The organism is Mesorhizobium xinjiangense, assembly GCF_009749525.1.
Taxonomy (GTDB): Bacteria; Pseudomonadota; Alphaproteobacteria; order Rhizobiales; family Rhizobiaceae; genus Mangrovimarina; species Mangrovimarina xinjiangensis.
In genome coordinates this window covers 174,280-200,017 of sequence record NZ_WOAC01000005.1, presented here as the reverse complement: position 1 = coordinate 200,017, position 25,738 = coordinate 174,280, and the positions used below count along the sequence as shown (strand labels likewise).

The window sequence follows — 25,738 nt, the reverse complement described above, 5'->3', positions numbered from 1 at the left end:
CGCGGCCGGGCGTTTCAAAGCTTTTTCGCCATCGTGGACGTTTCGGTGTTGGGCACAGAATTGGCCTTGAGCCGGAGCCGCCTTTCGCGGTGCACGATATAGAGGCCGGACGTTACGATGATCAGCGCCCCGCCAACCGTCCAGCGGTCCGGCAGGTCGCCGAAGACGAGATAGCCGAGCGTCACCATCCACACCATCTGCAGATAGGGATAGGGCGCCAGGGCCGAGGCGCTTGCCCGGCGATAGGCCTGGATGAGCAGCCAGTGCCCGAATCCGCCAAAGATGCCGAGCGAGAAGAGCACGCCCCATTGCAGCGCGCCCTCGGGCACGGACCCGTAGAACGGCACCGTCGGCGCCATGAGGATGACGGGGATCAGCGCCGAATAGAAGATGAGGCTTTCGGCCGTCTCGGTCGTGCTCATGGCACGCGTCATGATGACATAGAGGCTGTAGCTCATCATGGCGCACAATGCGTAGAGATGCCCCGTCTCGAACGTGCCGTAGCCGGGCCTGGTGATGACCAGGACGCCGACAAGCCCCACCAGCACGGCGATCCAGCGCCGCCAGCCGGCCCACTCGCCGAGAAGAGGCCCGGCAAGCGCGGTGATCACCATTGGCGCGAAAAAGAAGATGGAGACCGTATCGGCCAGTTGCAGCGTCTTCAGCGCCAGGAAGTTGAAAGCCGTCGAGCCGAACAGGAAGAGCGCCCGCAACACCTGCCGGGGCGGGCTCGCGATTGCACGAACCCCGCGATTGCGCCACGGCTGCAGGATCAGGAACGCCAGCACCAGATGCACGGCAAAACGCGTCCAGGCGACGAAAGGCGGCTCCAGCCCGACGCTGCCCAGATATTTGGCGCTGGTGTCGAGGCATGAAAACATGAGGCCTGAGCCGAAGACGAGCAGGATCGCCGAGGACGGTGTCGCGGTATCGCTCGTGGGAGAACTCAAGGCATGGGACCGACGGTTGCAGCAGATTGGCCCTGTTTGGGTCATGTCGCCGCCGACTGCAAGCGCGATTCGACTGGTCCAGCCGTCTCATCGCCGCGATCAGGCCGTGTCGCCGGGCTCCTCGGCCGGCTGCGCCTGCACATTGCTGGCAAGATTGTGCTCGATGCGCGCAAGGAGCTTCGCGAATGCCTTTTGCTCCTTCTTGTCGAGCCCCTTCAGGGCAACCTTCTCCGTCTTGCGCACCGATTTCTCGATGGCGCGTATGGCGTCCCGGCCCGTATCGGTGAGGAAAATATGCGCCTGGCGCGCATCGTTCTGCGAGGCGCGCTTGTCGAGGAAGGCCTGCGCCTGCAGCCGGTTGATTGTCTTGGTGATGGTCGGCGGCCTGACACCGAGCTTTGCCGCAAGCTGGCCGGGCGTCTGCCCGTCTTCCAGGGCGAGCGCCAGCATGACCTGGTCCTGCCCGGCGTATAAACCGTAGTCGGCCAGCCGCGCCGCAAGCGCGGTACGAAACAACCGCGCCGTCGTCTGAAGCCGATTGACCGCCGCGGCCTTTGTGCCCTTCGCCATTTCCGTCTCCCATGCTCCATCATATATGATGCGACGAGGTTGGCAGCCGCCATTCTAACACGAGCCGGCTAATTCGCCGACGAAACTATGCCAGAGGTGTTTCAGTTCCATGACAGACCAGAACGGCACGTCCGCCGGCAAGAGCTTAGCGATCGTCGTGCTGCCGCTCGGCGCAACCGAACAGCATGGTCCGCACCTGCCATTCGAGACCGACACGATCATCGCCAAGGGCGTGGCCGAACGGGCCCGGCGCCTTCTGCCCGCCTCCCTCGACGTGCATTTCCTGCCGGCCGAACCGGTCGGCTACTCGATCGAGCATCTCGATGTCGCGGGCACGAGGAGCCTGGCCTACTCAGAGGCAATCGAACACTGGATCGCGATCGCGGCCGAATGGAAGGCAAAGGGCGCGCGCAAATTCGTCATGCTGAATGCGCATGGCGGCAATTCTCCCTTGATGACGGTGGTGGCGACCGAATTGCGGGTTCGCCATGCCATGCTCGCCGTGGCGACGAGTTGGACTCGGTTTACTCCGCCCGCCGGCCTGGTCGATCCGCGCGAAAGGGCCATCGGCATCCATGGCGGGCAGATCGAGACCTCCGTCATGCTGGCGCTCAGGCCCGATCTGGTCGACATGAACCAGGCACGCGACTTCGCCTCTGCCCAATCCGACTTCGAGCGCGACTTCACGCATCTGAGAGCCTACGGACCGCACGCCTTCGGATGGAAGATGACCGATCTGTCGGCCGAAGGCGTCGTCGGCAACGCGGCCGCCGCCTCGGCCGAGCTCGGCGAGAAGCTGCTCGACAACGCCGCCCGCGGTTTCGTCGAATTGCTGCAGGATGTGGACCGCTTCGATATCACTCAGCTGCGGTGACCAGCCGGGCGCCCGCCATCACCTCTCGGCAACCGCCACGACCAGCGCCGCCTCGACCCTGCCGCCTTCGCGGACGAGTTCGGCGAGCGCCGCCGGTCCGGCGCGCCGGGCAATGCCGTCGCGGGCATTGACCATGACCCGGTCGGTTCCGCGATCGTTGTAGGGCGCCACCGTCTCGTAGACCTGCCGGCTCACCTCGTCGGGAAAGAACATCTGCCCCGTCAGCACGCGGTCGTTCGAAGGAAAGGCCTTGAAGTGGATGTGCGGCGTGCGGCCGGGATACCAGCCGGGATAGATGGTGGTGAAGGAGGCGATGCCCTCGCCGTCGGCCATTCGCGTGCCGCGCAGGAATGTCTCGCCCGAAGTATCGATTCCTCCGGGTTGGCGCGCATAGCCCGAATAGCGCCCTTCGGCGTCGCAGTGCCAGATGTCGACGCGCGCGCCGGGAATGGGTGCGCAGCCGGCATCGACGACCTGGATCCTGACGTTCAGCGGCAGACCGCGCCGTCCCTCGGTGATGTCACCGCGGTCGAGGCTCGGGTCGAAATAGAACGGCCCCTCGGTCGTTTGCGGCATGATGGAACAGACGCCGGCCCCGGTGATCAGGGCGGCCGCCTGCGCCGGCCGCGCCGCGGCAAAAGCCGCCGCATCGAGAAAAGGGCCCCCGCCCGCAGTCACCGCGATGAGGCCGAGTGCCCTGCGGCGACTGAGACCTTTTGGTGCGGAAACGCTCATGATGCTTCCTGCGACCTGCTGCCTGGGACGGTTCTTCTGAAACGTCCGCCGACATCACCTTTTAAGGCCCGGGCCCGGAATGTCGAATTAAGCTTTCGTAATGCTGGGGTTCACAAGGCCGGCCGCAAACGGGGTGCATTCGCCGCCAAGACATCCTATATGCTCGGCTCAGGCTTCACGAGGCACAAGACATGTCCGAAACGCAAACGCCGATCCCCGTTACCGTGCTTACCGGCTATCTCGGATCCGGCAAGACGACCCTGCTCAACCGCATCCTGTCGGAAAACCACGGCAAGCGCTATGCGGTGATCGTCAACGAGTTCGGCGAGATCGGCATCGACAACGACCTGATCGTCGAATCGGACGAGGAAATCTACGAGATGAACAATGGCTGCGTATGCTGCACGGTGCGCGGCGACCTGATCCGCGTCGTCGAGGGCCTGATGCGCCGGCCCGGACGCTTCGACGCCATCGTCGTGGAGACGACCGGCCTCGCCGATCCGGCACCCGTCGCCCAGACCTTCTTCATGGACGACGACGTGCGCTCCAAGACCAAGCTCGACGCCGTCGTGGCGCTGGTCGACGCCAAGCATCTGCCGTTGCGCCTGAAGGATTCCAGGGAAGCCGAGGACCAGATCGCCTTCGCCGATGTCGTCGTCATCAACAAGACCGACCTCGTCAGCGAGGACGAGCTTGCCGCCGTGGAGGCGACGGTGCGCGCCATCAACCCGGCCGCCCGCATTCACCACACGTCGCGCGCCGGGCTCGAATTGAGCGAGGTGCTCGACCGCCACGCCTTCGACCTCCAGCGTGCGGTGGAAAACGATCCGCATTTCCTGGACGCCCATGATCATGAGCACGACCACGATCATGAGTGCGGACCCGATTGCGACCACGACCACCATCATCACGATCATCATCATCACGGCCATGGAGGCGTCTCGCCGATCCATGACGTGACCGTACAGTCGATCTCGCTGCGCGCCGGGCCGCTCGACCCGCGAAAGTTCTTTCCCTGGATCGAAAAGACGACCCAGCTCGACGGCCCGAGCATCCTGCGCCTGAAAGGGATCATCGCACTGGATGGCGATCCGGACCGCTATGTCGTGCAGGGCGTGCACATGATCGTGGAAGGCGACCACCAGCGCCCCTGGCGCGACGACGAGGCGCGCGAAAGCCGGCTCGTCTTCATCGGCCGCGATCTCGATGCCGAGAAGCTGAAGCGCACCTTCGAGGCCTGCCAGGCGTAAGATACCAAGCGCCCTCGTGGTTCGACAGGCTCACCATGAGGGCTACTGCGACACGGGCGCCCCGCATCACTGCTGGCCAAAAGGCGAATGCGCGGACCATCCAACAGCCCTCATGGTGAGCCTGTCGAACCACGAGGGCGCTAGAGCAATTCCAGGAGATGTGGAAGCCGGTTCTCCGTCCGGAATTGCGTCGAATCAAAGAGTTAGATCGGCGAACCGATTCCGCGAAGCGGTGAACCGATCTAGGCACCAACACGACATCGCTCTTCCCACTGCAGGAGCCGCATAGCACATGCCTACTGTCGCCCCACTCGATCTCGACGGTCATTGCGTCTTTGCAGGCTTTGTCTCCGACATTCCTCATTTCGCGTTGGCGGACGGCACGATTCACCGGCTCGACCACGGCCAGGAGACCGTAACCGCGCATGACGGCCTGTTGTGCGCCGTCGTTTCCCAGACGGGCGAGCGTCTCCTCACCGGCGGCGAAGACGGGCGCGTCGCCGCCACCGGCCCCGACGGGAAGACGCAGACCCTGGCCGAGATCGGCCGCAAATGGATAAGCGCGGTCGCGGCCGGCCCGCAGGATGCCGTCGCCTTTGCCACGGGACGCACGGCCTATGTCCGTTTCAGCGACGGCACCATTGGCGAATTCCAGCATCCCCGCACCGTCGAGGACGTGGCCTTCGCGCCGAAGGGCATGCGCATCGGCGTTGCCCGCTACAATGGCGCCACGCTGCATTTCCCTGCCACGCAGATGAAGCCGCAGGACCTGGAATGGGCCGGCGCCCACACGGCGATCACCTTTTCGCCGGACGGCAAGTTTCTGGTCACCGCCATGCAGGAGAACGCGCTGCACGGCTGGAAGATCGCCGACGGCAAGCACATGCGCATGTCGGGCTATCCGGCCAAGGTCAAGAGCCTGTCATGGAGCGCCAAGGGCCGCTGGCTGGCCTCTTCCGGCGCGCCGGCGGCGATCGTCTGGCCGTTTCAGGGCAAGGACGGGCCGATGGGCAAGGCCCCGGTCGAGCTCGGCACGCGCGGCAATACCACGGTCACTTGCGTGGCCTGTCATCCGAGCGACGACTTCGTGGCGATCGGCTATGGTGACGGCATGGTGCTGGCCGCGCGCATCGCCGACCAGAAGGAAGTGCTGTTGCGCCGGCCCGGCAAGGGCGCCATCACCGCCATGATGTGGGACCGTGCCGGTCGCCGTATCGCTTTCGGCTCGGAAGCCGGCGATTGCGGGGTTGTCGACCTTTCCGGTTGAGCGCCGGCGCCGCCCTCTCCGTGACGTCCCGTCCCCGTCACGCAAAATTGTTATATTGACAAACAATCTCCAGCCATCGATCTTCACATGTCGGGCATGCGCGCCCCGTCATCGCAATGGGAGGAGTTGCCATGAAGAAGCGCAACCGCGGTTTCCTCTTGTCGGCAGGCACAGCGTTCGTCCTGCTGCTGGCCGCTCGCGCACCGGCATCGGCCGCGCTCGATTGTGATGGCCTGACCGCCGAAACGCTCGGACTGGAAAATGCCGAAATCGTCAGTGCCGCGGCGGTGCCCAAGGGAGACGACAGCCCCGCGGCCCATTGCCTGATCGAAGCAACGACGGCCGAGCGCACCGGCATCGACGGACAGCCCTACGCGGTACGTTTCGAGATGCGGCTGCCGGACGACTGGAACGGCCGCTTCTTCCACCAGTTCAACGGCGGCAATGACGGCGAGGTCAAGCCCGCCCTCGGACCGCTTCTCAGCGGCAACACGTCCCGGACGGCACTTGGTATCGGCTATGCCGTACTTTCCTCCAACGCCGGCCATGACGGCAAGGCGCAATCGGAAACCGGGCTCGTTTCCGGCAACCGTTTCGGTCTCGACCCGGAAGCCCGCGCCTTTTACGGCTACAGGGCGGTGGAGGTGCTGACCCCGATCGCCAAGACGTTGATCGCGTCCTATTACGGCCGGCCGCCGCAACGCTCCTATGGCGTCGGCTGCTCCAATGGCGGGCGCCACGGTTTCGTCGCCGCCGAAAGACTGGCCGAGGCGTATGACGGCATCCTCGCCGGCGCGCCGGGTTTCAACCTGCCCAAGGCGGCCGTCCAGCACGCGCTCGACGTGCAGGCCTTCTCCGCTATCAAGGGCGATATGCGCATCGCCTTCACGCCGGGCGATCTGCATCACGTGGCCAACGGCATCCGCGCGGCCTGCGACGAACTCGACGGCGTAAAGGACGGCATGGTGCTCGACAGCCGGGCCTGCCAGGCGGCGTTCGACGTCGCCGCGCTGCAATGCGCACCCGGCCAGAACACGTCGTGCCTGTCGGCAAAACAGGTCGAGGCGCTGAAGACGGTTCATGCCGGGCCGATCAACGGAGAAGGCGAACAGCTCTATTCCGACTGGTCCTGGGACACCGGTATCGCCGGCGGCAATTGGCGCTTCTGGAAAGTGGAAAGCACCGTGCCGCCATGGGCGAACATGCCGATCATCGCCATCATGGGCGCCGGATCGCTGGCCCATGTCTTCACGACGCCGCCGACGGAAGTCGAGGGTGCGCCGGCCGCATTGGAAGAATTCCTGCTCGATTTCGATCTCGACCGCGATGCGCCGAAGATCTACGCCTCAGAGGACCCATTCACCGAGTCGGCCATGGACATCATGACGCCGCCCGGCGCCGACGACCCGATGCTCGCCGATTTCAAGGCGGCCGGCGGCAAGATGATCGTCTTTCACGGCGTTTCGGATCCGGTCTTTTCGGCCAATGACACCGCAAACTGGTACGAAAAGCTGGCCGAAAACAATGGCGGCTCGGCGGCGGACTTCGTGAAATACTATCCGGTGCCCGGCATGACGCATTGTGCCGGCGGACCGGCGACGGACGATTTCAATCTCTTTGCCGCGCTCGTCGACTGGGTGGAATACGGCATCGAGCCGAAGGCGGTGATCGCCGGCCTGACGCCGGACAACAAGGACATCCCGGCCGGCTGGTCGATGGAGCGCAGGCGGCCGCTTTGCCCCTGGCCACAGGTCGCCCGCTACCAGGACGGCGATGTGAACCAGGCCTCCAGCTTCGCTTGCCAGGATTAGCAGTCTCCGGCCGCTTCGTCGCCACCCGCGCCGCTGAAAAGAAACCGCTGCATCCGCTCGTGGCGTGCAAGCGATAGATGCATATCGCCCCAATTTCCTCTTACAGTTGCATCACTTCCGGCAACCGGTAATACTGGTTGCAGTCGCACGCAAACGGGAGGACCTGCCATGAAGACGTGCATCCGCCACCTGGCCCTTGCCGCAGGCGCGACCGCCATGGCCTGGTTCGCCGCCGGCGGACCGGCTTTTGCCCTTGAATGCGCGGAGTTGACCACCGAGGCGCTCGGTCTTGAAGGTGTCACGATCGTCGAAGCGGAAGCCGTGGCGGCTGACGATCGCATCCCCGTCGACCATTGCCTGATCGAGGCCAGGACGGCCGAACGCACCGGTCTTGACTGCGAGCCCTATGCCCTGGGTTTCGAGATGCGCTTGCCCGACAAATGGAACGGCCGTTTCTTTCACCAGTTCAACGGCGATGACGGCGAGATCATTCCGGCCATCGGCCTCATGCTCGGCGGCAATGTGTCGAGGATTGCGCTGGGCCGAGGCTATGCCGTTTTGTCGTCGGACGGGGGACACAATCGCGGCCTGCGTCACGACGACGGGCTCCTCACTGCCCACAGCCTCTTCGGCCTCGATCCGCGGGCGCGCTCCTTTTACGGCTACAAGGCCGTCGAGATCGTCGCACCGCTCGCCAAGAAACTGATCGCCGCCTATTACGGCCGGCCCGCCGAGCGGTCCTACGGCGTGGGGTGCTCCAATGGCGGGCGCCACGCGCTCATGGCCGCCGAGCGGCTGCCCGACCAGTATGACGGGTTTCTTGCCGGCGCGCCCGGCTTCAACCTGCCCAAGGCGGCCCTGCAGCATGCGCTGGACGTCCAGACCTTCAAGCCGCTGACCGGCGATATCCGCACCGCCTTCGCGCCGACCGACCTCAGCCTTGTCGCCGACGCGATCCGCTCGGCATGCGATCGCCTCGACGGCACCGAGGACGGCATGGTGCTCGACACTGGGGCCTGCCAGACCGTCTTCGACATCGACACGCTGCTATGCAGCACCGGCCAGGATACGTCTTGCCTAACTTCCGGGAAGATCGAAGCGCTCAAGACCGTCCATGCCGGGCCGGTCGATTCCGAAGGCAAACAGCTCTACAGCGATTGGCCATGGGATGCCGGCATAGGCGGCACCTATTGGCGCTTCTGGAAGCTGGAAAGCACCTTGCCGACCTGGGAGGAGATGCCGATCATCGCCACCATGGGCGCCGCCACGCTGGCCCATGTATTCACGACCCCGCCGGAAGAGGTCGCGTCGACACCCGCCGCGCTGGAAAATTTCCTGCTCGATTTCGATCTCGACCGTGACGCGGCGAACATCCACGCCTCGGAGGACCCGTTCACCGAATCGGCCATGGACTTCGCGGCACCACCTGGGGTCAATGACCCGACGCTTGATGATTTCAAGGCGGCCGGCGGCAAGATGATCATCTTCCACGGCATGTCCGACCCGTACCTTTCACCCAACGATACAGAGCGCTGGTATGAAAAGCTCGCCGCGAACAATGGCGGCTCGGCCGCCGACTTCGTGAAATACTATGGCGTGCCCGGCATGAACCATTGCGCCGGCGGGCCGGCGACCGACGATTTCGACTTCTTCACGGCGCTCGTCGACTGGGTGGAAAACGGCGTCGAACCGCAGGCGGTGATCGCCGGTCTCATGGCGGAAAACCCGGACATCCCCGAAAACTGGTCGAAAGAGCGCACGCGCCAGCTATGCCCCTGGCCGCAGGTCGCGCGTTATCGGGGCGGCGATCTCGAGAAGGCCGAGAGCTTCATTTGCGCAGATTAGCGCGGATCTAACTAAAGCTGCCGCTCGAAATAGCGCACCGACTTGGCGCCGCCATGGATTGCGGCCTCGCCCACCGGCTCGAAACCGAGCGCGGCATAAAAGGCGTCGGAGGCCGGGTTCGGCGGTTCGGCATTGACCTCGCAGGTCACGACATCATGGCCGCGGTCACGGGCCCGGTCGAACAGATGCTCGTAAAGACGCCGCGCATGACCGCGCCCGCGCGCCGAAGCGGCCACCGCGATGCGGTCGACATAGACGAAGCGGGGATAGCGCTCGCGGAACCAGTTGAAGTTCGGGCTTTCATAGGCGGCATGCTGGTCGAAGGCGATGAGAAATGCCTCGACATCGCCGATCCGCAGCGCCAGGAAGGCCTCGTCGACCAATGCCGAAAGGCCGGCCGCGTCGAGAAGCGATAGCTCGGTGGCATGCGCCGTGTTGAGCGCAAGAACCCGTGGCAGGAATTCAGGCGTGATGGCTTCGATGGCTGCCAGCTGGGAATGGTTCAAGGCGTCCCTCACGGATGGTTCGTTGCCCCGCTACCGGATCAGGATCGCGCGCAAATCGTTGACATTGGTGCCGGTCGGCCCCGGCGCGTACAGATCGTCGACGGCCTCGAACGCCGTCCAGGCGTCGTTTGCCGCAAGCAGCGCTTTGGGGTCAAGGCCGGCGGCGCGCATCCTGGCCGTCGAACTGGCATCGGCAAAAGCCCCGGCATTGTCTTCGGAGCCGTCGATGCCGTCTGTATCGGCGGCAAAGGCGTCGATGCCCGCCACGCCCTCGATGGCGAGCGCCAGTGACAGCAAGAATTCCGTGTTGCGCCCGCCCTTGCCTTTGCCGCGCAGGGTGACCGTCGTCTCGCCACCCGAGAGCAGGACGACCGGTTTGGCGAAGGGACGTTCGCGCAGCGCCACTTCGCGGGCGATCGCTCCGTGCATCCGGGCAATCTCACGCGCCTCGCCCTCGATCGCATCCGACAGGATCGCCGCCTCGATCCCGAAGTCCCGCGCGCGTTGCGCCGCCGCCTCCAGCGAAACCGCGGCCGAGGCGATGACATGCACGTCATTGCGCGCGAAGGCCGGGTCGTCGGGGCGCGGCGCATCCGCCGCCGGCGAGTGCAGGTGGCGAAGCGCGGCGGACGGCAGGTCGAGGCCGAACGCCCGCACGATCTCCAGCGCCTCGTGGCGCGTTGAGGCATCGGGCACCGTCGGCCCCGACGAAACGAGCGCCGGCACATCGCCGGGGATGTCGGAGACGACGAGCGTCACCACCTGTGCAGGGGCCGCCAGCGCAGCAAGCCGTCCGCCCTTGATCCGCGAGAGATGCTTGCGCACCGTGTTCATCGCGGAAATCGGCGCGCCGGAGGCAAGCAGCGCGGTGTTGACGGCAATCTCGTCGTCCAATGTCATGCCGGACGGCGGCGCCGGCAGCAATGCCGAGCCACCGCCGCAGATCAGAGCAATGACGAGATCGTCTTCACCGAGCCCCGACACCAGGTCCATGAGCCGGCGCGCGCCTTCCAGGCCGGCGGCGTCGGGCACGGGATGGGCTGCCTCGTGAACCGCGACGTGCCGGCACGGCGCAGCGTAGCCATAGCGTGTCACGACCAGCCCCTCGAGCGGGCCCGGCCAATGCGCTTCGAGCGCCTGCGCCATCTGGGCCGCCCCCTTGCCGGCGCCGATGACGACGGTGCGCCCCTTGGGCCTGTCCGGCAGGAAGCGCGGCAAAACGACGGCCGGATCGGCCGCGGCGACAGCGGCTTCGAACAGCGCGCCGAAAAATGCCTTTGGATCGAAGTCGCTCATCCTTGCCGCCGCCCTTAACCTTGCCCGTCCAGCCACGCCGCGGCCCAGCCGAGCCCGTCCTGTGTCTTGCCGGCAGGTCGATACTCACAGCCGACAAGGCCCTGATAGCCGGCATCGTCGAGCGCTGTCAGCAGGAATTCATAATTGACCTCGCCAAGATCCGGCTCCTGGCGTCCCGGATTTCCGGCGATCTGCACATGAGCGATCCGCCCGGCGAAGCGCTCAAAGGTGGCAAGCAGTTCGCCGCCGGTCCGGCTCTGGTGGTAGAAATCATATTGGAGATGCAGATTGTCCGCGCCAACCTTGTCCTGGATGCGCGCCGCCTCGTCCATCGAGGCAAGGAAATAGCCCGGCATGTCGAAGCGGTTGATCGGCTCGATGAGGATGGAAATGCCGTGCGCGGCCGCAGCATCGGCGGCAAACCGCAAATTGGCCAGATAGGTCTCTTCGAGCGAGGCCCGCCCCACGCCTTCTGGAACGATCCCCGCCATGCAGTGCAGCTTGCGGCAACCCAACCGCTCGGCCCAGGAAAGCGCCATGTCAACCGAAGCTTCGAACGCTGAACGACGGTCCGGCAATATGGCAAGGCCGCGCTCGCCCGCGGCCCAGTCGCCCGCCGGCAGGTTGAACAGCGCCAGTTCGAGCCGATGCCGGGCAAGCGCGGCGGCAACTTCATCCACCTCGAATTCGTACGGAAACTGGAACTCGACCGCCTCGAAACCCGCCTCGGCGGCAAGCGCGAAGCGATCAAGGAACGGCGCCTCGCGGAACATGGTCGTCAGGTTGGCGGCTAGTCTCGGCAATGCACCACTCCGTCGACCGTTGCCGCCTCGACGCGACAACCTTCTGCCGCGCAATCTTCCCTCACGGCTGCGGCAGCGCCAGTTCGGCGTGGTCGAGGTCGAGATGCGCACACAGCGCCTCAACGACCAGCCCGTGATCGGAACGCTGCGGCAGGCCGGAAACCGTCACCGCGCCGATCATGCCGGCATTGGCAAGCCGGATCGGGAAAGCGCCGCCGGCGGCAACGTAATCGGCCGGGTCGAGCCCCTGGCGCGCCGGCAGCAATCCGTCGGCCGTGTTCTGCTGCAGCCCGATGAGATAGGTGCTCTTTGCAAACAGCTTCACCGTATTGATCTTGCGGCGTACCCAATTGGCATTGGCGCCGGCCGACCCCGGTAGGGCGCAATAAAAGAGCTGGCGGTCCCATGTCCGGATATCGATGACGATCGGCAGATGATCGGCAACCGCGCGCTCGCGCAGCCAGAGCCCGATGCGAAAGGCGTCATCCTCGTCGAAACGCTCGAAGACGAGCGCCGCCTCCTGCTCCTCGATGCGCGCGATGTCGGACTCGACGGTCATGAATATCCTATTTCCTGATCATCGGGCCGTTCCGTCGAGAACGGCATGCTTGCTTGGTGACGGACATTTTCAGGCTGCGTCAAGCGCAACGATCCTGTCTATCTCATCCTTCTTGGCGGCAGACGCCACTGCAAGACCTTGTATCATACGATGATACGAAATCAGCTATCCATCCGGCTCTTCGCCGCACGACCGGCGATATAGACCTCCTTGACCGCCCGATCGTCGCCGAGCGTCTGCAGGAGGAACAACTCCTCGGAAAGGGTCTCGACCGTCTCCATGCGCAGCCGCATGGCGGGCGTGGCGCTTGCATCGATAACCACCAGGTCGGCGTCCGAACCGGCCTCCAGCGTGCCCACCCTGTCGGCGATGGAAAGTGCTTCGGCATTGCCGCGCGTGATCTGCCAGAACGAGGCCAGCGGATTGAGCTTGCGCCCGTTGAGCGCGATCACCTTGTAGCCTTCGTCCATCGTGCGCAGCATGGAATAGTTCGTGCCGCCGCCGACATCGGTCGCCGCGGCGATCCTGAGCGGCTTCGCCCGCGAGCGGTAGCGCTGGTAGTCGAAAAGACCCGAGCCGAGGAACAGGTTGGAGGTCGGGCAGAAGACGGCGACCGAGCCGGTTTCCGACATCGCGTCCGCTTCGCGCTCCGACAGGTGGATGCAGTGGCCGAACAGGCTTTTCGGCCCGAGCAGCCCGTAATGCGCGTAGACATCCGTATAGTCCTTCGCCTGCGGGTAGAGCTCGGCCGTCCATTCGATCTCGGCCAGGTTCTCCGACAGATGCGTCTGCATGTGGCAGTCCGGATGCTCGGCGACCAGCGCCCCGGCCATCTCCATCTGCTCGGGAGACGAGGTGATGGCGAAGCGCGGCGTGATCGCATAGAGCTGGCGCCCGCGGCCGTGCCATTCGGCGATCAGCGCCTTGCTGTCGTCATAGCCCGATGGCGGCGTGTCGGTGAGCGCGGCCGGCGCATTGCGGTCCATCATCACCTTGCCGGCGATGTTGAGCATGTCGCGCGCATGGCTTTCCTCGAAGAAGGCCTCGGCGGAAGCCTTGTGCACGGAACAATAGGCGGCGACCGTCGTCGTGCCGTGGCGGATCACCTCGTCGAGGAAGAGCCGCGCGATGCGCCGGCCGTGCTGGCTGTCGCGAAACTTCGTTTCCTCCGGGAAGGTGTAGTTGTCCAGCCAATCCAGAAGCTCCGCCCCGTAGGAGGCGATGACCTGCATTTGCGGGAAATGCAGATGCGCGTCTATGAACCCAGGCAGCACGAGATGCGGCCTGTGGTCGATCTCGGCAACATCCGGTCCGGCCTTTGCCCGCACATCCCCGTAGGCGCCTGTGTCCACGATCTTGCCGTCGCGCATCAAAACGGCGCCGTCTTCCACATAGTCGTAGGCCGCGCCGTCGCCAGCCTCCAGCGGCTCGCGCAGGAAGGCGAGCGTGCGCCCGCGGATCAGAGTTTCGGTCATGGTCTTATTCCCGCGTCTGCGCTTGTTCGAACCAGGCGACGATGAGGTCGCGTTCCTCATCCGTCATCTGGGTGACGTTGCCGGGCGGCATGGCGTGGCTGCGCCCGGCCTGCAGATAGATCTCGCGCGCCCGGTCGGCAATCACCGCCTCATTGTCGAGATGCACTCCCTTGGGCGCGACATGCACACCCTCGAAGGCCGGCTCGGCGGTATGGCACATCGAGCAGCGCCCGAGAACGGTATCGCGCACCGCCGGAAAATGGCTCGAGGCCATCAGCACCCGGTTCGCCTCGGCCACCTTGTCCTCGCCGGTCAGCACCTTGGGCACCGTCGACAGCCAGATGATGGTCAAAAACAGCATGGCGGCGACAAGCCAGGTCCAGGTCGGATTGCCCTTCCGCGCATGCACGGTGTTGAAATAGTGGCGGATCAGCACGCCGATAATGAAGATCAGCGAGGCGATGACCCAGTTGAACTGGGTGGCGAAGGCCAGCGGATAATGGTTCGACAGCATCAGGAAGAGGACGGGCAGCGTCAGGTAGTTGTTGTGCAGCGAGCGCTGCTTGGCCTGCGCGCCGAGCGCCGGGTCGGGCTTCTTGCCGGAGATCAGGTCGGCGACCACCTTCTTCTGGTTGGGAATGATGATGAAGAAGACATTGGCCGACATGATCGTGGCGGTGAAGGCGCCCAGATGCAGGAAGGCGGCGCGTCCGGTGAAGAGCTGCGTATAGCCCCAGCTCATCGCCACCAGGACCGCATAGAGCACCAGCATCAGCGCCGTGTCGTTCTTGCCCAGCGCGGATTTGCACAGAAGATCGTAGATCACCCAGCCAACGCCGATCGAGGCCAGCGAGATGAGGATTGCGACCTCGCCCGAAACGTCGAGCACATTGCGGTCGACGAGATAGAGATCGGCGCCGGCATAATAGACGATCGCCAGGAGAGCGAAGCCGGTCAGCCAGGTCGAATAGGCTTCCCATTTGAACCAGGTCAGGTGTTCGGGCATATGGGCCGGCGCGACCAGATATTTCTGGATATGGTAGAAGCCGCCGCCATGCACCTGCCACTCCTCGCCAAAAGCGCCTTCGGGCAGGTCCGGCCGCCTGCGCAGCCCCAGGTCGAGCGCGACGAAATAGAAGGACGAGCCGATCCACGCAATGCCGGTGATGACGTGCAGCCAGCGCACGGCGAAACTCAGCCAGTCCCAGACAACCGCGAAATCGTTCATCGATGGCTTCCCCTTCCTGTCAGCTCGGACTCTACGAAGTTGCGGGCAAACGGAAAGGGCCCCGCTTCGCCAGCACTTTCAAAAAAATCTGAATAATAATAGTTTGCTTTTCGGTAAAACCGGGGGAGCAGCGCGCCAACGCCCATGGCCTATCTCGACAATGTCACCGTCTTTGTCCGTGTCGTCGAACTCGGCAATCTGTCTTCGGCCGGGCGCGACATGCGCATTTCGCCCGCGGTTGCCTCCAATCGCATCAAGGAGCTGGAAAAGCAGCTCGGCGTGCGCCTGTTCAACCGCACGACGCGCCAGCTCGTGCCGACCGAACATGGCCGGGTCTTCTACGAGGGGGCGAAAAAGGTACTGGAAGCAGTCGCCGATGCCGAAGCGGCCGTCAGCGCCCTGTCCGGCCAGCCGCGCGGCACCATCCGCGTCACCGCACCGCTCGGCCTCGGACGGCGGTTGATCGCGTCCGGCATTCCCGATTTCCGTGATCGCTACCCCGATATCGAGGTGCGGCTGAGACTGTCCGACCACGATGTCGACATGATGCGCGAGGGCATCGACGTGGCCTTCCGCCTCGGCGTCCTGGAGGATTCCAGCCTCAGGATGCGCGGCATCATGGATTGCGAGCGCGTTCTGGTCGCCGCCCCGTCCTATCTGGAGCGCCGTGGCGAACCGAAATCGCCGCAGGAGCTTCTCGATCATGATTGCCTGCTGCTGCGCTATCCCGGCGTGCGTGAATATTTCTGGACCCTCGACACGCCAGACGGCCCGAAGAAGCTCAACGTCTCGGGACCATACGATTCCGACGACGGCGACGTGCTGACGGGCTGGGCCCTCGCCGGGCGTGGCATCATCCTCAAGCCGCGTTTCGAAGTGGAGCCCTTCATTCGCGACTGGCGGCTGAAGGTCATCATGGCCGACGCCGCGCCCGCTCCGGTCAAGCTCGCCGCGCTTTACCCGCACAAGAAGTACCAGGACCCCAAGGTCCGGCTGTTGCTCGATTTCATGGCCGAGCGCTGCCAGAAGATGATCCGCGACATAATGAACAGCAAATGACGGTTGAGCGACACACAACGCGATCGCGCAGCTTGACCGGCATTTCGTCTGCAACCACAAATATGCTCATATCCATCTGAATGGCGCGGGGCCGGCGCAAGCAGGAGGTACATCCCATGACCGCATATGAAACGCGCAACGACCTGAAATCCAATACGAAGATGGCGGCGATCGAGATCCTGAATGCGCGCCTGGCCGAAGCGATCGATCTGGCGCTCCTTACCAAGCAGGCCCATTGGAACCTGAAGGGACCGCAATTCATCGCCGTTCACGAGATGCTCGACACCTTCCGCGGCGCGCTCGACGGGCATGTCGACACCATTGCCGAGCGGGCCGTGCAACTGGGCGGCGTCGCATTTGGAACGAGCCAGGTGGTCGCCGACAAGTCGCCGCTGAAGCCCTATCCGACCGACATTTCCAAGACCAGGGATCACCTCGACGCGCTGATCGACCGCTACGGAGCGGCTGCCAACGCCGCCCGCAAGGCGATCGACGAGACCGACGAGGCAGGCGATGCCGACAGCGCGGATATCTTCACCGCCTATTCACGCGATCTCGACAAGTTCCTGTGGTTCCTGGAAGCCCATATCCAGGAAAAGGAATAGGGCTTCGCCTATCTGCCTTCTTCGGACTTCCCCTGACCTTGCGCGACCGCCGAGACGATCTCGGCAGCCGCGAGGGCGGCAATGACGGGCGGGCGCTTGTCGCGCACAGCAGTGCCGCCGATCGGCGTCACCAGACGGGCCAGGTCGTTCTCGGTTCCGCCGGCGGTCTTCAGATACCAGCTCTTGAACGTCGCCTTCTTGGTCGCCGAGCCGATCATGCCGACATAGGCCGCATCGCGTCGTTTCAACACTTCCGCCACGATCAGGAAATCGAGCGCATGGTCGTGGGTCAGCACGACAAAGGCCGAGCCGGCCGGCGCCGAGCGCACGAATTCCTCCGGCATCGCCGTGAGATGCGTTTCCGCTTCAGTCGGGAATTCGGCCAGCGCCTCGGATCGCGTTTCCACCACGACGGCCTTCACCGGCAGAAGCGCCAGCGCCGTCGCCAGCGCATGGCCGACATGGCCGCCGCCGAAGAGATAGACGCGAGGCAAGGCTTCGTCTTCAGCGCGCATCATCTCAACGAGATGGTCGCGCAGGTCCTTATCGACAAGGTGGATGGCGAGCCCGACGCGCCCGCCGCAACATTGGCCGATCTCTGGCCCGAGCGGAATGTCGAGCGTGACCGTCCCCTTCCCATTGAGGGGAGGGTGGTCGGCACCCAGCATCGCGCGCGCCTTTGCGATCGCCATGAACTCGAGCTGGCCGCCGCCGATGGTTCCGAAGATGCTCTCCGGCGCGACCAGCATCCAGGCGCCTTTTTCACGCGGCGTGGACCCCTTCGCTTCCATCACCTCGACCAGCGCGGCGGCCGGGTTGGCGTCGAGGAAGGCTCGGAGCGTGCGGGACGAGCGGGTCATTGCCTGCGTCCTACCGCCCCGCGTCCTTCTTCAGCCGCTCCACCGCCATCAGTACGCGTTCGGGGGTGGCCGGCGCGTCGAGCCGCGGGCAGACCGTGTGACCGGCGACGCTTGCCACCGCGTCCGAGAGCGCCGACAGCACCGACATGCCGAGCATGAAGGGTGGCTCGCCGACCGCCTTCGAGCGGTGCACGGTTGACTCGGCATTCTCCGCCCAGTCGGCCAGCGCGACATTGAACACTTTTGGCCGGTCGGAGGCGAGCGGGATCTTGTAGGTCGACGGCGCATGGGTCCTGAGCCGGCCCTTGTCGTCCCAGACGAGTTCCTCCGTCGTCAGCCAGCCCATGCCCTGGATGAAGCCGCCCTCGATCTGGCCGATGTCGATTGCCTTGTTCAGCGAGCGACCCGTCTCGTGCAGGATGTCCGTGCGCTCGACCATGTATTCGCCTGTCAGCGTGTCGATCGAGACCTCCGAGCAGGCCGCGCCATAGGCGAAGTAATAGAACGGATGGCCCGAGCCCTTGTCGCGGTCCCAGTGGATCTTCGGCGTCTTGTAGAAGCCGGCCGCGGAAAGCTGAACGCGCGCCATATAGGCCTGCTTGACCAGATCGGGAAAGGCGATCTCCTGATTGCCCACGCGCACCCGGTTGGGCAGGAACTCGACCTGGTCGGCCGGAATCTGGTGTTCCGATGCGGCGAAGTCGATGAGCCGCTGCTTGATCGCGCGCGCGGCGTTCTGCGCCGCCATGCCGTTGAGGTCGGAGCCGGACGAGGCGGCGGTGGCCGAGGTGTTGGGCACCTTGCCCGTCGTCGTGGCGGTGATCTTCACCCGATCGAGGTCGATCTGGAACTCTTCCGCCACGACCTGCGCCACCTTGACGTAGAGCCCCTGCCCCATCTCGGTGCCGCCATGATTGAGATGCACCGAACCGTCCGTATAGACATGCACCAGCGCCCCGGCCTGGTTGAAATGGGTGGCGGTGAAGGAAATGCCGAACTTGACCGGAGTCAGTGCGATGCCGCGCTTGACGATCTCGGACCCGGCATTGAACGCGTCGATCGCGCGTCGCCGCCCGGCATAGTCGCAACTCTCCTCCAGTTCCGCCACGATGCGGTGGACGATGTTGTCCTCCACCGTCTGGTGATAGGGCGTGACGTTGCGTTCGCTCGTGCCGTAGAAATTGCGCTTGCGGATTTCCAGCGGATCCTTGCCGAGGGCGAAGGCCACCTCCTCGATCACGCGCTCGCAGCCGACCATGCCCTGCGGCCCGCCGAAACCGCGAAAGGCGGTGTTGGAGACCGTGTTGGTGTAGAGCGGCGCTGACTGCGCATGCACGGCCGGGTAGTAATAGGCGTTGTCGCAGTGAAACAGCGCCCGGTCGGTGACCGGCCCGGAAAGGTCGGAGGAAAAGCCGCAGCGCGCGGCGTAGAAATAGTCTACGCCGAGGATCATGCCCTCGTCGTCGAAGCCGACCTCGTAATCGACCACAAAGTCATGCCGCTTGCCGGTGGCGGTCATGTCGTCGTCGCGGTCGGGACGGATCTTGACGGCGCGCCCGAGCTTCTTGGCCGCCACCGCGGCAAGCGCAGCGAACTGGTTGCCCTGCGTCTCCTTGCCGCCGAAGCCGCCGCCCATGCGCCGCACCTCGACCGTGACGGCATGTGACGGCACGCCGAGCACATGGGAGACCATGTGCTGGATCTCGCTTGGATGCTGGGTGGAGGAATAGACGGTCACGTCCATGTCCTCGCCCGGAACGGCGAGCGCGATCTGGCCTTCCAGGTAGAAATGATCCTGCCCACCGATGCGCATCGTGCCCTTGATACGGTGCGGCGCCTTGGCGATCGCGCCGGCAGCATCGCCGCGCTTCAGGGTCAGCGGCGGCGTGACCAGTTTGCCCTTTCTGCGGTCGATGTCCCACACATCGGTGATGAAGGGCGCCTCGTCATAGTCGATTTTCGCCAGTCCGCAGGCGCGGCGCGCCTGTTCGCGCGTCTCGGCAATCACGGCGAAAACCGGCTGGCCGAAGAACTGCACCTTGCCCTCGGCAAGCACCGGCTCGTCGTGACGACCGCTCGGGCTGATGTCGTTCTCGCCGGGCAGGTCAGCCGCCGTCAGCACCGCCAGCACGCCGGGCGCGGCGCGCACGGCCTCCAGATCCATCGTCCGGATAGTGCCATGCGCCACCGTGGAAAGGCCGAGACAGCCATGCAGCAGGCCCGCCGGCTCCGGCATGTCGTCGATATAGACGGCCTCGCCCGTCACATGCTTGTGCGCCGAATCGTGGCGCTGGTTCGCCGCCACGCCACCGGCGATCCGCGCTGCCTTCAGGTCGATTGCTTCGTGCTTGGTCATGATCGTCTGCCTTATGCCGCCCATTCGCGCGACACCGTAATCCGACCGGCGGCACCGCTCGTTTCCAGATAGAAGCGCTTCAAGAGGTTCTTCGCCGCCAGCATCCGGTATTCGGCCGAGGCGCGCATGTCGCTGATCGGCGCATAGTCGGACGCATAGGCCGCCATCGCCGCTTCCACCGTCGGCAATGTCCAGGGCTGGCCGAGAAGGGCCGCCTCCACTGTCACCGCCCGCTTCGGCGTTGCCGCCATGCCGCCATAGGCGATACGGGCGAACGAGACCTTGCCGTCGGCGCCGACGACGACGTTGAAGGCGCCGAGCGCGGCGGTGATGTCCTCGTCGCGGCGCTTCGTCACCTTCCAGGCGGCGTAGTACGCGTCCTTCTGCGGCACCGGCACATGGACCGCCTCGACGAACTCGCCGGGTGCGCGGTCCTGCTTGCCGTAGTCGATGAAGAAATCTTCCAGCGCGATCGTGCGCCGCGCGTCGCCCTTGCGCAGGGTCAGCGTCGCGCCGAGCGCGATCAGCGGCGGCGGCATATCGCCGATCGGCGAACCATTGGCAATGTTGCCGCCCACCGTGCCCATATTGCGCACCTGCTCGCCGCCGATCCGGTCGATGAGGGAACGGAAAGCGGGTATCCGGTTCGAAAGGATGCCGAACGCCTCGGTATAGGTGACGCAGGCACTGAGCGTGATCACGCCGTCCTTTTCCTCCACGCCGTGCAGTTCGTCGAGATGCCCGACGAAGACGACCGGCGATATGTCGCGCATGTGCTTCGTCACCCAAAGCCCGACATCGGTCGATCCGGCGACGATCGTGGAGTCGGGCTCGGCCTCCAGAACCGCGGCCAGATCGTCGGCACTCGCCGGCACGACGAAGCGGTCCCTACCCGATCCGATCTCCACCCGCGCGCCGTCCTTCATCGCCGCAAGGCTCGCCGTCACCCTTGCGCGCTCGGTCGCCAGCGGATCGGCCGCCGCCGCGCCATAGCCCGAGATCGCCTTGGCCGCCTTCACGATGGGCTCGTAGCCGGTGCAGCGGCACAGATTGCCCTGCAGCGCCTTTTCGATTGCCGCGTCGCCGGGCTGCGGCTCGCGCATCCACAAGGCATAGAGCGACATGACGAAGCCCGGCGTGCAGAAACCGCATTGCGAGCCGTGGAAATCGACCATCGCCTGCTGCACGGGATGAAGCTTGCCGCCCTCGCCCTTCAGATGCTCGACCGTGACCACGTGACAGGCGTCGAGCGACGCGAGGAACCGGATGCAGGCATTGACGCCCTCATAGACGAGCTCGCCGCCGGCCAGACGTCCGACGAGCACCGTGCAGGCGCCGCAATCGCCTTCGGCGCAGCCCTCCTTGGTGCCCCGGAGCGAACGGCGCAGACGCAGATAGTCGAGCAGCGTCTCGTCGGGCCGCACATCGGCCAGCGCGATTTCCTCGCCGTTGAGGAGAAAGCGGATTTCGTTGCGCAACGTCGGCTGCATCGTCAGCTCCCCCGGTAGGTCGAATAGCCATAGGGCGAGATCAGCAATGGCACATGATAATGGCTTTCCTCTGCCATGCCGAAGCGGATCGGCACCTGATCGAGGAAGGCTGGCTCCGGCAGCTTGGTTCCGGCAGCGCGCAGATAGTCGCCGGCAAAGAAGATCAGCTCGTACTGGCCGGTCTGAAAAGCTTTGCCCTCCAGCAGCGGCGCATCGCAGCGGCCATCCGCATTCGTGACCACCTCCTTCAGCTTCCTGTGCGAATTGCCGCTCACGCGGTAGAGCGCGATCTTCAACCCGGCGGCCGGCCTTCCAGATGCGGTATCGAGCACGTGGGTCGTCAGTTTGCCGTTCGCGGCCATGCTACACTTTCCTCTTCCCATACCCACAATTCAAAATCCCGCAGATTGTGCGGCAAATTCCACGAATGCAAAGGCCTGCAGGGCAAACTGGCGCCCAAAAGACTTTCAAATATTTTATGAGGTATGTGGAACGCCCCCTTTGCTAAGCTCGATCCAGAGTAACGTGCAGGACATATTTTCATGCAGGCACCCCGATATTTCCGCGACATGTGCGGCTACGGCGCCCACCCGCCGGACCCGAAATGGCCGGGCGGGGCCAGGATCTGCGTGCAGTTCGTGGTCAATTACGAGGAAGGCGGCGAAAACTGCATCCTGCACGGCGACGCGGCGTCCGAGGCGTTCCTGTCGGAGATCGTCGGTGCCGCACCGTGGCCGGGCAAGCGCCACTGGAACATGGAATCGATCTATGAATACGGCGCGCGCGCAGGCTTCTGGCGGCTGCATAGCATGTTCACGCAGGCCGAGGTGCCGGTCACGGTCTATGGCGTCGCCGCTGCCCTTGCGCGCTCGCCCGACCAGATGGCCGCCATGCAGGAGGCTGGCTGGGAAATCGCCTCGCACGGGCTGAAATGGATCGACTATCGCGACCACGATGAGAACGACGAGCGGCGCGATCTCCTCGAAGCGATCCGCCTGCACACGGAGGTCGTCGGCGAGCGGCCAACGGGGCTCTATCTCGGCCGGACCTCGGTCAATTCGGTCAAGCTTGCCTGCGAGGAAGGCGGGTTTACTTATATATCCGACACCTATGACGACGACCTGCCCTACTGGCTCGATCATGACGGCCATGGCAATGCGGTCGCGCCGCAACTCGTCATACCCTATACGCTCGACGCCAACGACATGCGTTTGGCCACCCCGCAGGGCTTCAATACGGGCGACCAGTTCTTCACCTATCTGAAGGACGCCTTCGACACGCTCTATGCCGAAGGCGAGGCCGGGTGCGCGAAGATGATGAATATCGGCCTGCATTGCCGCCTTGTCGGCCGGCCGGGACGCGCGGCAGCGCTCAAGCGCTTCATCGACTATGTCAAAAGCCACGACAAGGTGTGGATTGCCCGGCGCATCGACATCGCCGAGCACTGGCGCGCCAACCATCCCTACCAGCCACAAGCGCTGCGGCCATCGCGCATGGCCCGCGAGGACTTCGTGGCCAGGTTCGGTGGTATCTTCGAGCATTCGCCCTGGATCGCGGAGCGGGCGTTCAAGCTCGAGCTCGGCGCGGCACACGACTCCGCCGGCGGCCTGCACAACGCGCTCTGCCGGGCCTTCCGCTCTGCCGGCGAGGACGAAAGGCTGGGCGTCCTGACGGCCCACCCCGATCTTGCCGGCAAGCTCGCCGAGGCGAAGCGCCTGACATCGGATTCGGCGAAGGAACAGGCTTCCGCCGGGCTCGACGCGCTCACCGACGCCGAGCGCGAACGCTTCTCCGCGCTCAATTCCGCTTATGTCGAAAAATTCGGCTTTCCCTTCATCATCGCGGTGAAGGGGCTGACGAAGGACGAAATCCTTGCGGCCTTCGAAAAGCGCATCGCCAACGACCGCGAGAGCGAATTCGCCACAGCTTGCCGGCAGGTCGAACGCATCGCGCTGCTCAGGCTCAAGGACATGCTCCCTGCATAGACGGGTGAACTGATGAATGTGATGGACAAGACAATGCCTGGCCGAACCTATTACGCGCCGACGGGCGGCCTGCCGCCGCAGACGCAGTTGCTCACCGACCGCGCGGTCTTCACCGACGCCTACGCGGTCATCCCCAAGGGCGTGATGAGCGACATCGTCACCAGCTATCTGCCGTTCTGGGACAGGACCCGGCTTTGGGTGCTCTCGCGCCCGCTGTCCGGTTTCGCCGAGACGTTTTCGCAATACATCATGGAGGTCCAGCCGGGCGGCGGCTCCACGCGCCCGGAACTCGACGGACAGGCCGAGGGTATCCTGTTCCTCGTCGAAGGCGAACTCGCCGTGACGCTCGCCGGCACGAAACTCGTCATGCGGCCGGGCGGTTATGCCTTCATCCCGCCGGCCTCCGACTGGAGCGTGCGCAACGAAGGCGCCGCACCCTGCCGTTTCCACTGGATCCGCAAGGCCTATGAAGCGGTCGACGGCATCGACCTGCCCGAACCGGTTTTCGCCAACGAGGCCGACATCGCGCCCGACCCGATGCCGGGCACCGACGGCAAATGGGCGACCACGCGCTTCGTCGATCCCGCCGACATACGCCACGACATGCATGTCACCGTCGTCACCTTCGAGCCGGGCGCGGTGATCCCGTTTGCCGAGACCCATGTCATGGAGCACGGGCTCTATGTGCTCGAGGGCAAGGCGGTCTATCGGCTCAACCAGGACTGGGTGGAGGTCGAGGCCGGCGACTATATGTGGCTGCGCGCCTTCTGCCCGCAGGCCTGCTATGCTGGAGGGCCGGGCAAGTTCCGCTACCTGCTCTACAAGGACGTCAACCGGCATGCGAAGCTGGGAGGGTTCGGCAGGTGAGACTGGACATAGTTTACCGCTCTTTGACACCCCCCTCTGGCCTGCCGGCCATCTCCCCCACAAGGGGGGAGAACAGACCGTCATGACCGCTTCGGCCAATCTCCACCGTTGCAGAGCAAAGCGGTGCGCCCCACGCAAGCCAATCTCCCCCCTTGCGGGGGAGATGCACGGCAGGACAGAGGGGGGTGCCGAAGGGCGCAAGGCTCAAAGAATCATCGTAGGGGCGTCGGCACCATGACCCGCATCATCACCGCCCGGCCGCTGACGCGCGAGGCCTTCGCCCCCTTCGGCGACGTGCTCGACACCGACTGGGAGAACCATTTTCCGATCAACAACGGCAAATGCGAGCGCTTTCACGGTCTTGCCAGGGCCGAGGCGGAAGGGCCGAACGCCCACGTCCTGATCTCCCTCTTCAAGGCCACGCCCTATGAATTGCCGCTGACGCTGACCATGGTGGAGCGCCACCCGCTGGGCAGCCAGGCCTTCATGCCCTTGTCGCTGCGGCCATTTCTCGTCGTCGTCTGCCATGACGGCCCGGACGGTCCCGGCACACCGCACGCCTTCCTCACCGCACCCGGCCAGGGCGTGAACTATCACCGCAACGTCTGGCACGGCGTGCTGACCCCGATCGGCCAGCCACAGGATTTCCTGGTGGTCGACCGTGGCGGCGAGGGCGACAATCTGGAAGAATTCCATTTCGTCGAACCCTGGGAAATCCAGCTTCCGTGAAAGGTCACGCCATGACGGACACCGCCCTCATCGACCGTCTTCTCGACGTCATCGAGTTCGACATCATTCCCATGACCGAGCGCGGCGTGGCCGAGGGCAACAAGCTCTTCGGCGCCGCGATTGTAAACAAGGCCGACGGCTCGCTCGTTCTTGCCGAGACCAACAACGAGATCGAAAATCCGCTCTGGCACGGCGAGGTGCATGCGCTTAAGCGCTTCTACGAGCAGCCAGGGAGCGAACGGCCGGCAACGAGCGACTGCATCTTCCTGGCCACGCACGAGCCCTGCTCGCTCTGCCTGTCGGCCATTACCTGGACCGGTTTCGACAATTTCTACTACCTTTTCAGCCACGAGGATTCGCGCGATTCCTTCGCCATTCCGCACGACCTGAAGATCCTGAAGGAAGTCTTCACCCTCGACCCCGGCGGCTACAACGCCGAAAACGCCTTCTGGAAGAGCTATTCGATCCCCAAGCTTGTGCGCGGCCTGCCCGGGCCGGACCGGGAGCGCCTGGAAGAACGCATCGCCCGCATCGCGGCCAAATACGACACGCTGTCGGCGCGCTATCAGGACAGCAAGGCGGACAACGATATCCCGCTGCGGTGACAGGAGCGATATG

At 64.6% G+C, this 25,738-nt stretch carries 24 protein-coding genes; 11 read left to right on the top strand and 13 right to left on the bottom strand.

Translation table 11 applies throughout. From position 1 onward, the window contains the following. Positions 1–14 precede the first annotated feature (14 nt). The gene (locus tag GM909_RS08050) at positions 15–950 is read right to left on the bottom strand and encodes a DMT family transporter (RefSeq protein ID WP_235911739.1); all 936 of its coding nucleotides are present in this window, start codon (positions 948–950) and stop codon (positions 15–17) included. Between the two features lie 99 nt (positions 951–1,049). Further along, positions 1,050–1,520, bottom strand: coding sequence for a MarR family winged helix-turn-helix transcriptional regulator (locus GM909_RS08045; protein ID WP_157015692.1), 471 nt, complete (start codon positions 1,518–1,520; stop codon positions 1,050–1,052). A 109-nt stretch (positions 1,521–1,629) separates the two neighbouring features. Between GM909_RS08045 and GM909_RS08040 the strand changes: the two genes are divergently transcribed. Then, positions 1,630–2,394 (top strand): creatininase family protein, encoded by a 765-nt coding sequence (locus GM909_RS08040; RefSeq protein ID WP_157015691.1) that lies wholly within the window; start codon positions 1,630–1,632, stop codon positions 2,392–2,394. A gap of 18 nt (positions 2,395–2,412) precedes the next feature. On the opposite strand, the gene GM909_RS08035 is transcribed toward GM909_RS08040, so the two are convergent. Further along, on the bottom strand, positions 2,413–3,129 hold the full coding sequence (locus tag GM909_RS08035) for an intradiol ring-cleavage dioxygenase (protein WP_157015690.1): 717 nt from the start codon (positions 3,127–3,129) through the stop codon (positions 2,413–2,415). Between the two features lie 191 nt (positions 3,130–3,320). On the opposite strand from GM909_RS08035, the gene GM909_RS08030 reads away from it, so the two are divergent. The 4 genes from GM909_RS08030 to GM909_RS08015 all read left to right on the top strand — a co-directional run bounded on the left by GM909_RS08030 (position 3,321) and on the right by GM909_RS08015 (position 9,302). Next, a complete protein-coding gene (locus tag GM909_RS08030; RefSeq protein ID WP_157015689.1) occupies positions 3,321–4,379 on the top strand; it encodes a CobW family GTP-binding protein in 1,059 nt (352 codons plus the stop codon). Positions 4,380–4,671: 292 nt separating this feature from the next. Beyond that, a complete protein-coding gene (locus tag GM909_RS08025) occupies positions 4,672–5,646 on the top strand; it encodes a WD40 repeat domain-containing protein (RefSeq protein WP_157015688.1) in 975 nt (324 codons plus the stop codon). A 131-nt stretch (positions 5,647–5,777) separates the two neighbouring features. Beyond that, positions 5,778–7,457 (top strand): tannase/feruloyl esterase family alpha/beta hydrolase, encoded by a 1,680-nt coding sequence (locus tag GM909_RS08020; protein WP_157015687.1) that lies wholly within the window; start codon positions 5,778–5,780, stop codon positions 7,455–7,457. Positions 7,458–7,625: 168 nt separating this feature from the next. After that, the gene (locus GM909_RS08015; protein WP_157015686.1) at positions 7,626–9,302 is read left to right on the top strand and encodes a tannase/feruloyl esterase family alpha/beta hydrolase; all 1,677 of its coding nucleotides are present in this window, start codon (positions 7,626–7,628) and stop codon (positions 9,300–9,302) included. Between the two features lie 11 nt (positions 9,303–9,313). Here GM909_RS08015 and GM909_RS08010 read toward each other — a convergent pair whose 3' ends face one another. From GM909_RS08010 to GM909_RS07985, 6 genes are all read right to left on the bottom strand, one after another. Then, positions 9,314–9,808: a GNAT family N-acetyltransferase gene (locus GM909_RS08010; protein WP_235911737.1), complete on the bottom strand. Its 495-nt coding sequence runs from the start codon at positions 9,806–9,808 to the stop codon at positions 9,314–9,316. Positions 9,809–9,838: 30 nt separating this feature from the next. Next, complete coding sequence (locus GM909_RS08005) at positions 9,839–11,104, bottom strand: glycerate kinase type-2 family protein (RefSeq protein WP_157015685.1); 1,266 nt, start codon at positions 11,102–11,104, stop codon at positions 9,839–9,841. Positions 11,105–11,118: 14 nt separating this feature from the next. Beyond that, positions 11,119–11,907, bottom strand: a complete 789-nt coding sequence (otnI, locus tag GM909_RS08000; RefSeq protein WP_157015684.1) for a 2-oxo-tetronate isomerase — start codon at positions 11,905–11,907, stop codon at positions 11,119–11,121. Between the two features lie 61 nt (positions 11,908–11,968). Next, positions 11,969–12,466 carry a heme-degrading domain-containing protein gene (locus tag GM909_RS07995; RefSeq protein WP_157015683.1) on the bottom strand — a complete coding sequence of 166 codons (498 nt, stop codon included), beginning with the start codon at positions 12,464–12,466 and terminating at the stop codon, positions 11,969–11,971. A 161-nt stretch (positions 12,467–12,627) separates the two neighbouring features. Continuing rightward, entirely contained in the window at positions 12,628–13,941 is a 1,314-nt protein-coding gene (guaD, locus tag GM909_RS07990; RefSeq protein ID WP_157015682.1) for a guanine deaminase, read from the bottom strand. A gap of 4 nt (positions 13,942–13,945) precedes the next feature. Beyond that, positions 13,946–15,169, bottom strand: coding sequence for a urate hydroxylase PuuD (locus tag GM909_RS07985; RefSeq protein WP_157015681.1), 1,224 nt, complete (start codon positions 15,167–15,169; stop codon positions 13,946–13,948). Positions 15,170–15,313: 144 nt separating this feature from the next. Here GM909_RS07985 and GM909_RS07980 point away from each other — a divergent pair, with 144 nt between their 5' ends. Together GM909_RS07980 and dps are read left to right on the top strand one after the other, a co-directional pair. Beyond that, on the top strand, positions 15,314–16,228 hold the full coding sequence (locus GM909_RS07980; protein WP_157015680.1) for a LysR family transcriptional regulator: 915 nt from the start codon (positions 15,314–15,316) through the stop codon (positions 16,226–16,228). Positions 16,229–16,344: 116 nt separating this feature from the next. Beyond that, positions 16,345–16,833, top strand: coding sequence for a DNA starvation/stationary phase protection protein Dps (gene dps, locus GM909_RS07975; protein WP_157015679.1), 489 nt, complete (start codon positions 16,345–16,347; stop codon positions 16,831–16,833). Positions 16,834–16,841: 8 nt separating this feature from the next. Here dps and xdhC read toward each other — a convergent pair whose 3' ends face one another. From xdhC to uraH, 4 genes are read right to left on the bottom strand one after another with little or no spacing between them, the layout of a single operon-like run. Then, positions 16,842–17,693: a xanthine dehydrogenase accessory protein XdhC gene (xdhC, locus tag GM909_RS07970; protein ID WP_157015678.1), complete on the bottom strand. Its 852-nt coding sequence runs from the start codon at positions 17,691–17,693 to the stop codon at positions 16,842–16,844. Positions 17,694–17,703: 10 nt separating this feature from the next. Continuing rightward, on the bottom strand, positions 17,704–20,049 hold the full coding sequence (xdhB, locus tag GM909_RS07965; RefSeq protein WP_157015677.1) for a xanthine dehydrogenase molybdopterin binding subunit: 2,346 nt from the start codon (positions 20,047–20,049) through the stop codon (positions 17,704–17,706). Between the two features lie 11 nt (positions 20,050–20,060). Continuing rightward, the gene (gene xdhA, locus GM909_RS07960; protein ID WP_157015676.1) at positions 20,061–21,539 is read right to left on the bottom strand and encodes a xanthine dehydrogenase small subunit; all 1,479 of its coding nucleotides are present in this window, start codon (positions 21,537–21,539) and stop codon (positions 20,061–20,063) included. Between the two features lie 2 nt (positions 21,540–21,541). Continuing rightward, positions 21,542–21,922 carry a hydroxyisourate hydrolase gene (gene uraH, locus GM909_RS07955; RefSeq protein ID WP_407941259.1) on the bottom strand — a complete coding sequence of 127 codons (381 nt, stop codon included), beginning with the start codon at positions 21,920–21,922 and terminating at the stop codon, positions 21,542–21,544. A 159-nt stretch (positions 21,923–22,081) separates the two neighbouring features. On the opposite strand from uraH, the gene puuE reads away from it, so the two are divergent. The 4 genes from puuE to GM909_RS07935 all read left to right on the top strand — a co-directional run bounded on the left by puuE (position 22,082) and on the right by GM909_RS07935 (position 25,725). Then, complete coding sequence (gene puuE, locus GM909_RS07950; protein ID WP_157015674.1) at positions 22,082–23,524, top strand: allantoinase PuuE; 1,443 nt, start codon at positions 22,082–22,084, stop codon at positions 23,522–23,524. A 33-nt stretch (positions 23,525–23,557) separates the two neighbouring features. Beyond that, positions 23,558–24,391 carry a bifunctional allantoicase/(S)-ureidoglycine aminohydrolase gene (locus GM909_RS07945; RefSeq protein WP_157015673.1) on the top strand — a complete coding sequence of 278 codons (834 nt, stop codon included), beginning with the start codon at positions 23,558–23,560 and terminating at the stop codon, positions 24,389–24,391. A 234-nt stretch (positions 24,392–24,625) separates the two neighbouring features. Further along, positions 24,626–25,120, top strand: coding sequence for an ureidoglycolate lyase (locus GM909_RS07940; RefSeq protein ID WP_157015672.1), 495 nt, complete (start codon positions 24,626–24,628; stop codon positions 25,118–25,120). Between the two features lie 11 nt (positions 25,121–25,131). Further along, positions 25,132–25,725 carry a nucleoside deaminase gene (locus GM909_RS07935; RefSeq protein ID WP_157015671.1) on the top strand — a complete coding sequence of 198 codons (594 nt, stop codon included), beginning with the start codon at positions 25,132–25,134 and terminating at the stop codon, positions 25,723–25,725. Positions 25,726–25,738 lie beyond the last annotated feature (13 nt).

What these genes read in the sequence shown, in the direction of transcription:
- GM909_RS08045 (WP_157015692.1), bottom strand. Translation starts at nt 1,520, where the DNA reads ATGGCGAAGGGCACAAAGGCCGCGGCGGTCAATCGGCTTCAGACGACG.
- GM909_RS08040 (WP_157015691.1), top strand. Translation starts at nt 1,630, where the DNA reads ATGACAGACCAGAACGGCACGTCCGCCGGCAAGAGCTTAGCGATCGTC.
- GM909_RS08035 (WP_157015690.1), bottom strand. Translation starts at nt 3,129, where the DNA reads ATGAGCGTTTCCGCACCAAAAGGTCTCAGTCGCCGCAGGGCACTCGGC.
- GM909_RS08030 (WP_157015689.1), top strand. Translation starts at nt 3,321, where the DNA reads ATGTCCGAAACGCAAACGCCGATCCCCGTTACCGTGCTTACCGGCTAT.
- GM909_RS08025 (WP_157015688.1), top strand. Translation starts at nt 4,672, where the DNA reads ATGCCTACTGTCGCCCCACTCGATCTCGACGGTCATTGCGTCTTTGCA.
- GM909_RS08020 (WP_157015687.1), top strand. Translation starts at nt 5,778, where the DNA reads ATGAAGAAGCGCAACCGCGGTTTCCTCTTGTCGGCAGGCACAGCGTTC.
- GM909_RS08015 (WP_157015686.1), top strand. Translation starts at nt 7,626, where the DNA reads ATGAAGACGTGCATCCGCCACCTGGCCCTTGCCGCAGGCGCGACCGCC.
- GM909_RS08005 (WP_157015685.1), bottom strand. Translation starts at nt 11,104, where the DNA reads ATGAGCGACTTCGATCCAAAGGCATTTTTCGGCGCGCTGTTCGAAGCC.
- GM909_RS07995 (WP_157015683.1), bottom strand. Translation starts at nt 12,466, where the DNA reads ATGACCGTCGAGTCCGACATCGCGCGCATCGAGGAGCAGGAGGCGGCG.
- guaD (WP_157015682.1), bottom strand. Translation starts at nt 13,941, where the DNA reads ATGACCGAAACTCTGATCCGCGGGCGCACGCTCGCCTTCCTGCGCGAG.
- GM909_RS07985 (WP_157015681.1), bottom strand. Translation starts at nt 15,169, where the DNA reads ATGAACGATTTCGCGGTTGTCTGGGACTGGCTGAGTTTCGCCGTGCGC.
- GM909_RS07980 (WP_157015680.1), top strand. Translation starts at nt 15,314, where the DNA reads ATGGCCTATCTCGACAATGTCACCGTCTTTGTCCGTGTCGTCGAACTC.
- dps (WP_157015679.1), top strand. Translation starts at nt 16,345, where the DNA reads ATGACCGCATATGAAACGCGCAACGACCTGAAATCCAATACGAAGATG.
- xdhC (WP_157015678.1), bottom strand. Translation starts at nt 17,693, where the DNA reads ATGACCCGCTCGTCCCGCACGCTCCGAGCCTTCCTCGACGCCAACCCG.
- xdhB (WP_157015677.1), bottom strand. Translation starts at nt 20,049, where the DNA reads ATGACCAAGCACGAAGCAATCGACCTGAAGGCAGCGCGGATCGCCGGT.
- xdhA (WP_157015676.1), bottom strand. Translation starts at nt 21,539, where the DNA reads ATGCAGCCGACGTTGCGCAACGAAATCCGCTTTCTCCTCAACGGCGAG.
- uraH (WP_407941259.1), bottom strand. Translation starts at nt 21,922, where the DNA reads ATGGGAAGAGGAAAGTGTAGCATGGCCGCGAACGGCAAACTGACGACC.
- puuE (WP_157015674.1), top strand. Translation starts at nt 22,082, where the DNA reads ATGCAGGCACCCCGATATTTCCGCGACATGTGCGGCTACGGCGCCCAC.
- GM909_RS07945 (WP_157015673.1), top strand. Translation starts at nt 23,558, where the DNA reads ATGCCTGGCCGAACCTATTACGCGCCGACGGGCGGCCTGCCGCCGCAG.
- GM909_RS07940 (WP_157015672.1), top strand. Translation starts at nt 24,626, where the DNA reads ATGACCCGCATCATCACCGCCCGGCCGCTGACGCGCGAGGCCTTCGCC.
- GM909_RS07935 (WP_157015671.1), top strand. Translation starts at nt 25,132, where the DNA reads ATGACGGACACCGCCCTCATCGACCGTCTTCTCGACGTCATCGAGTTC.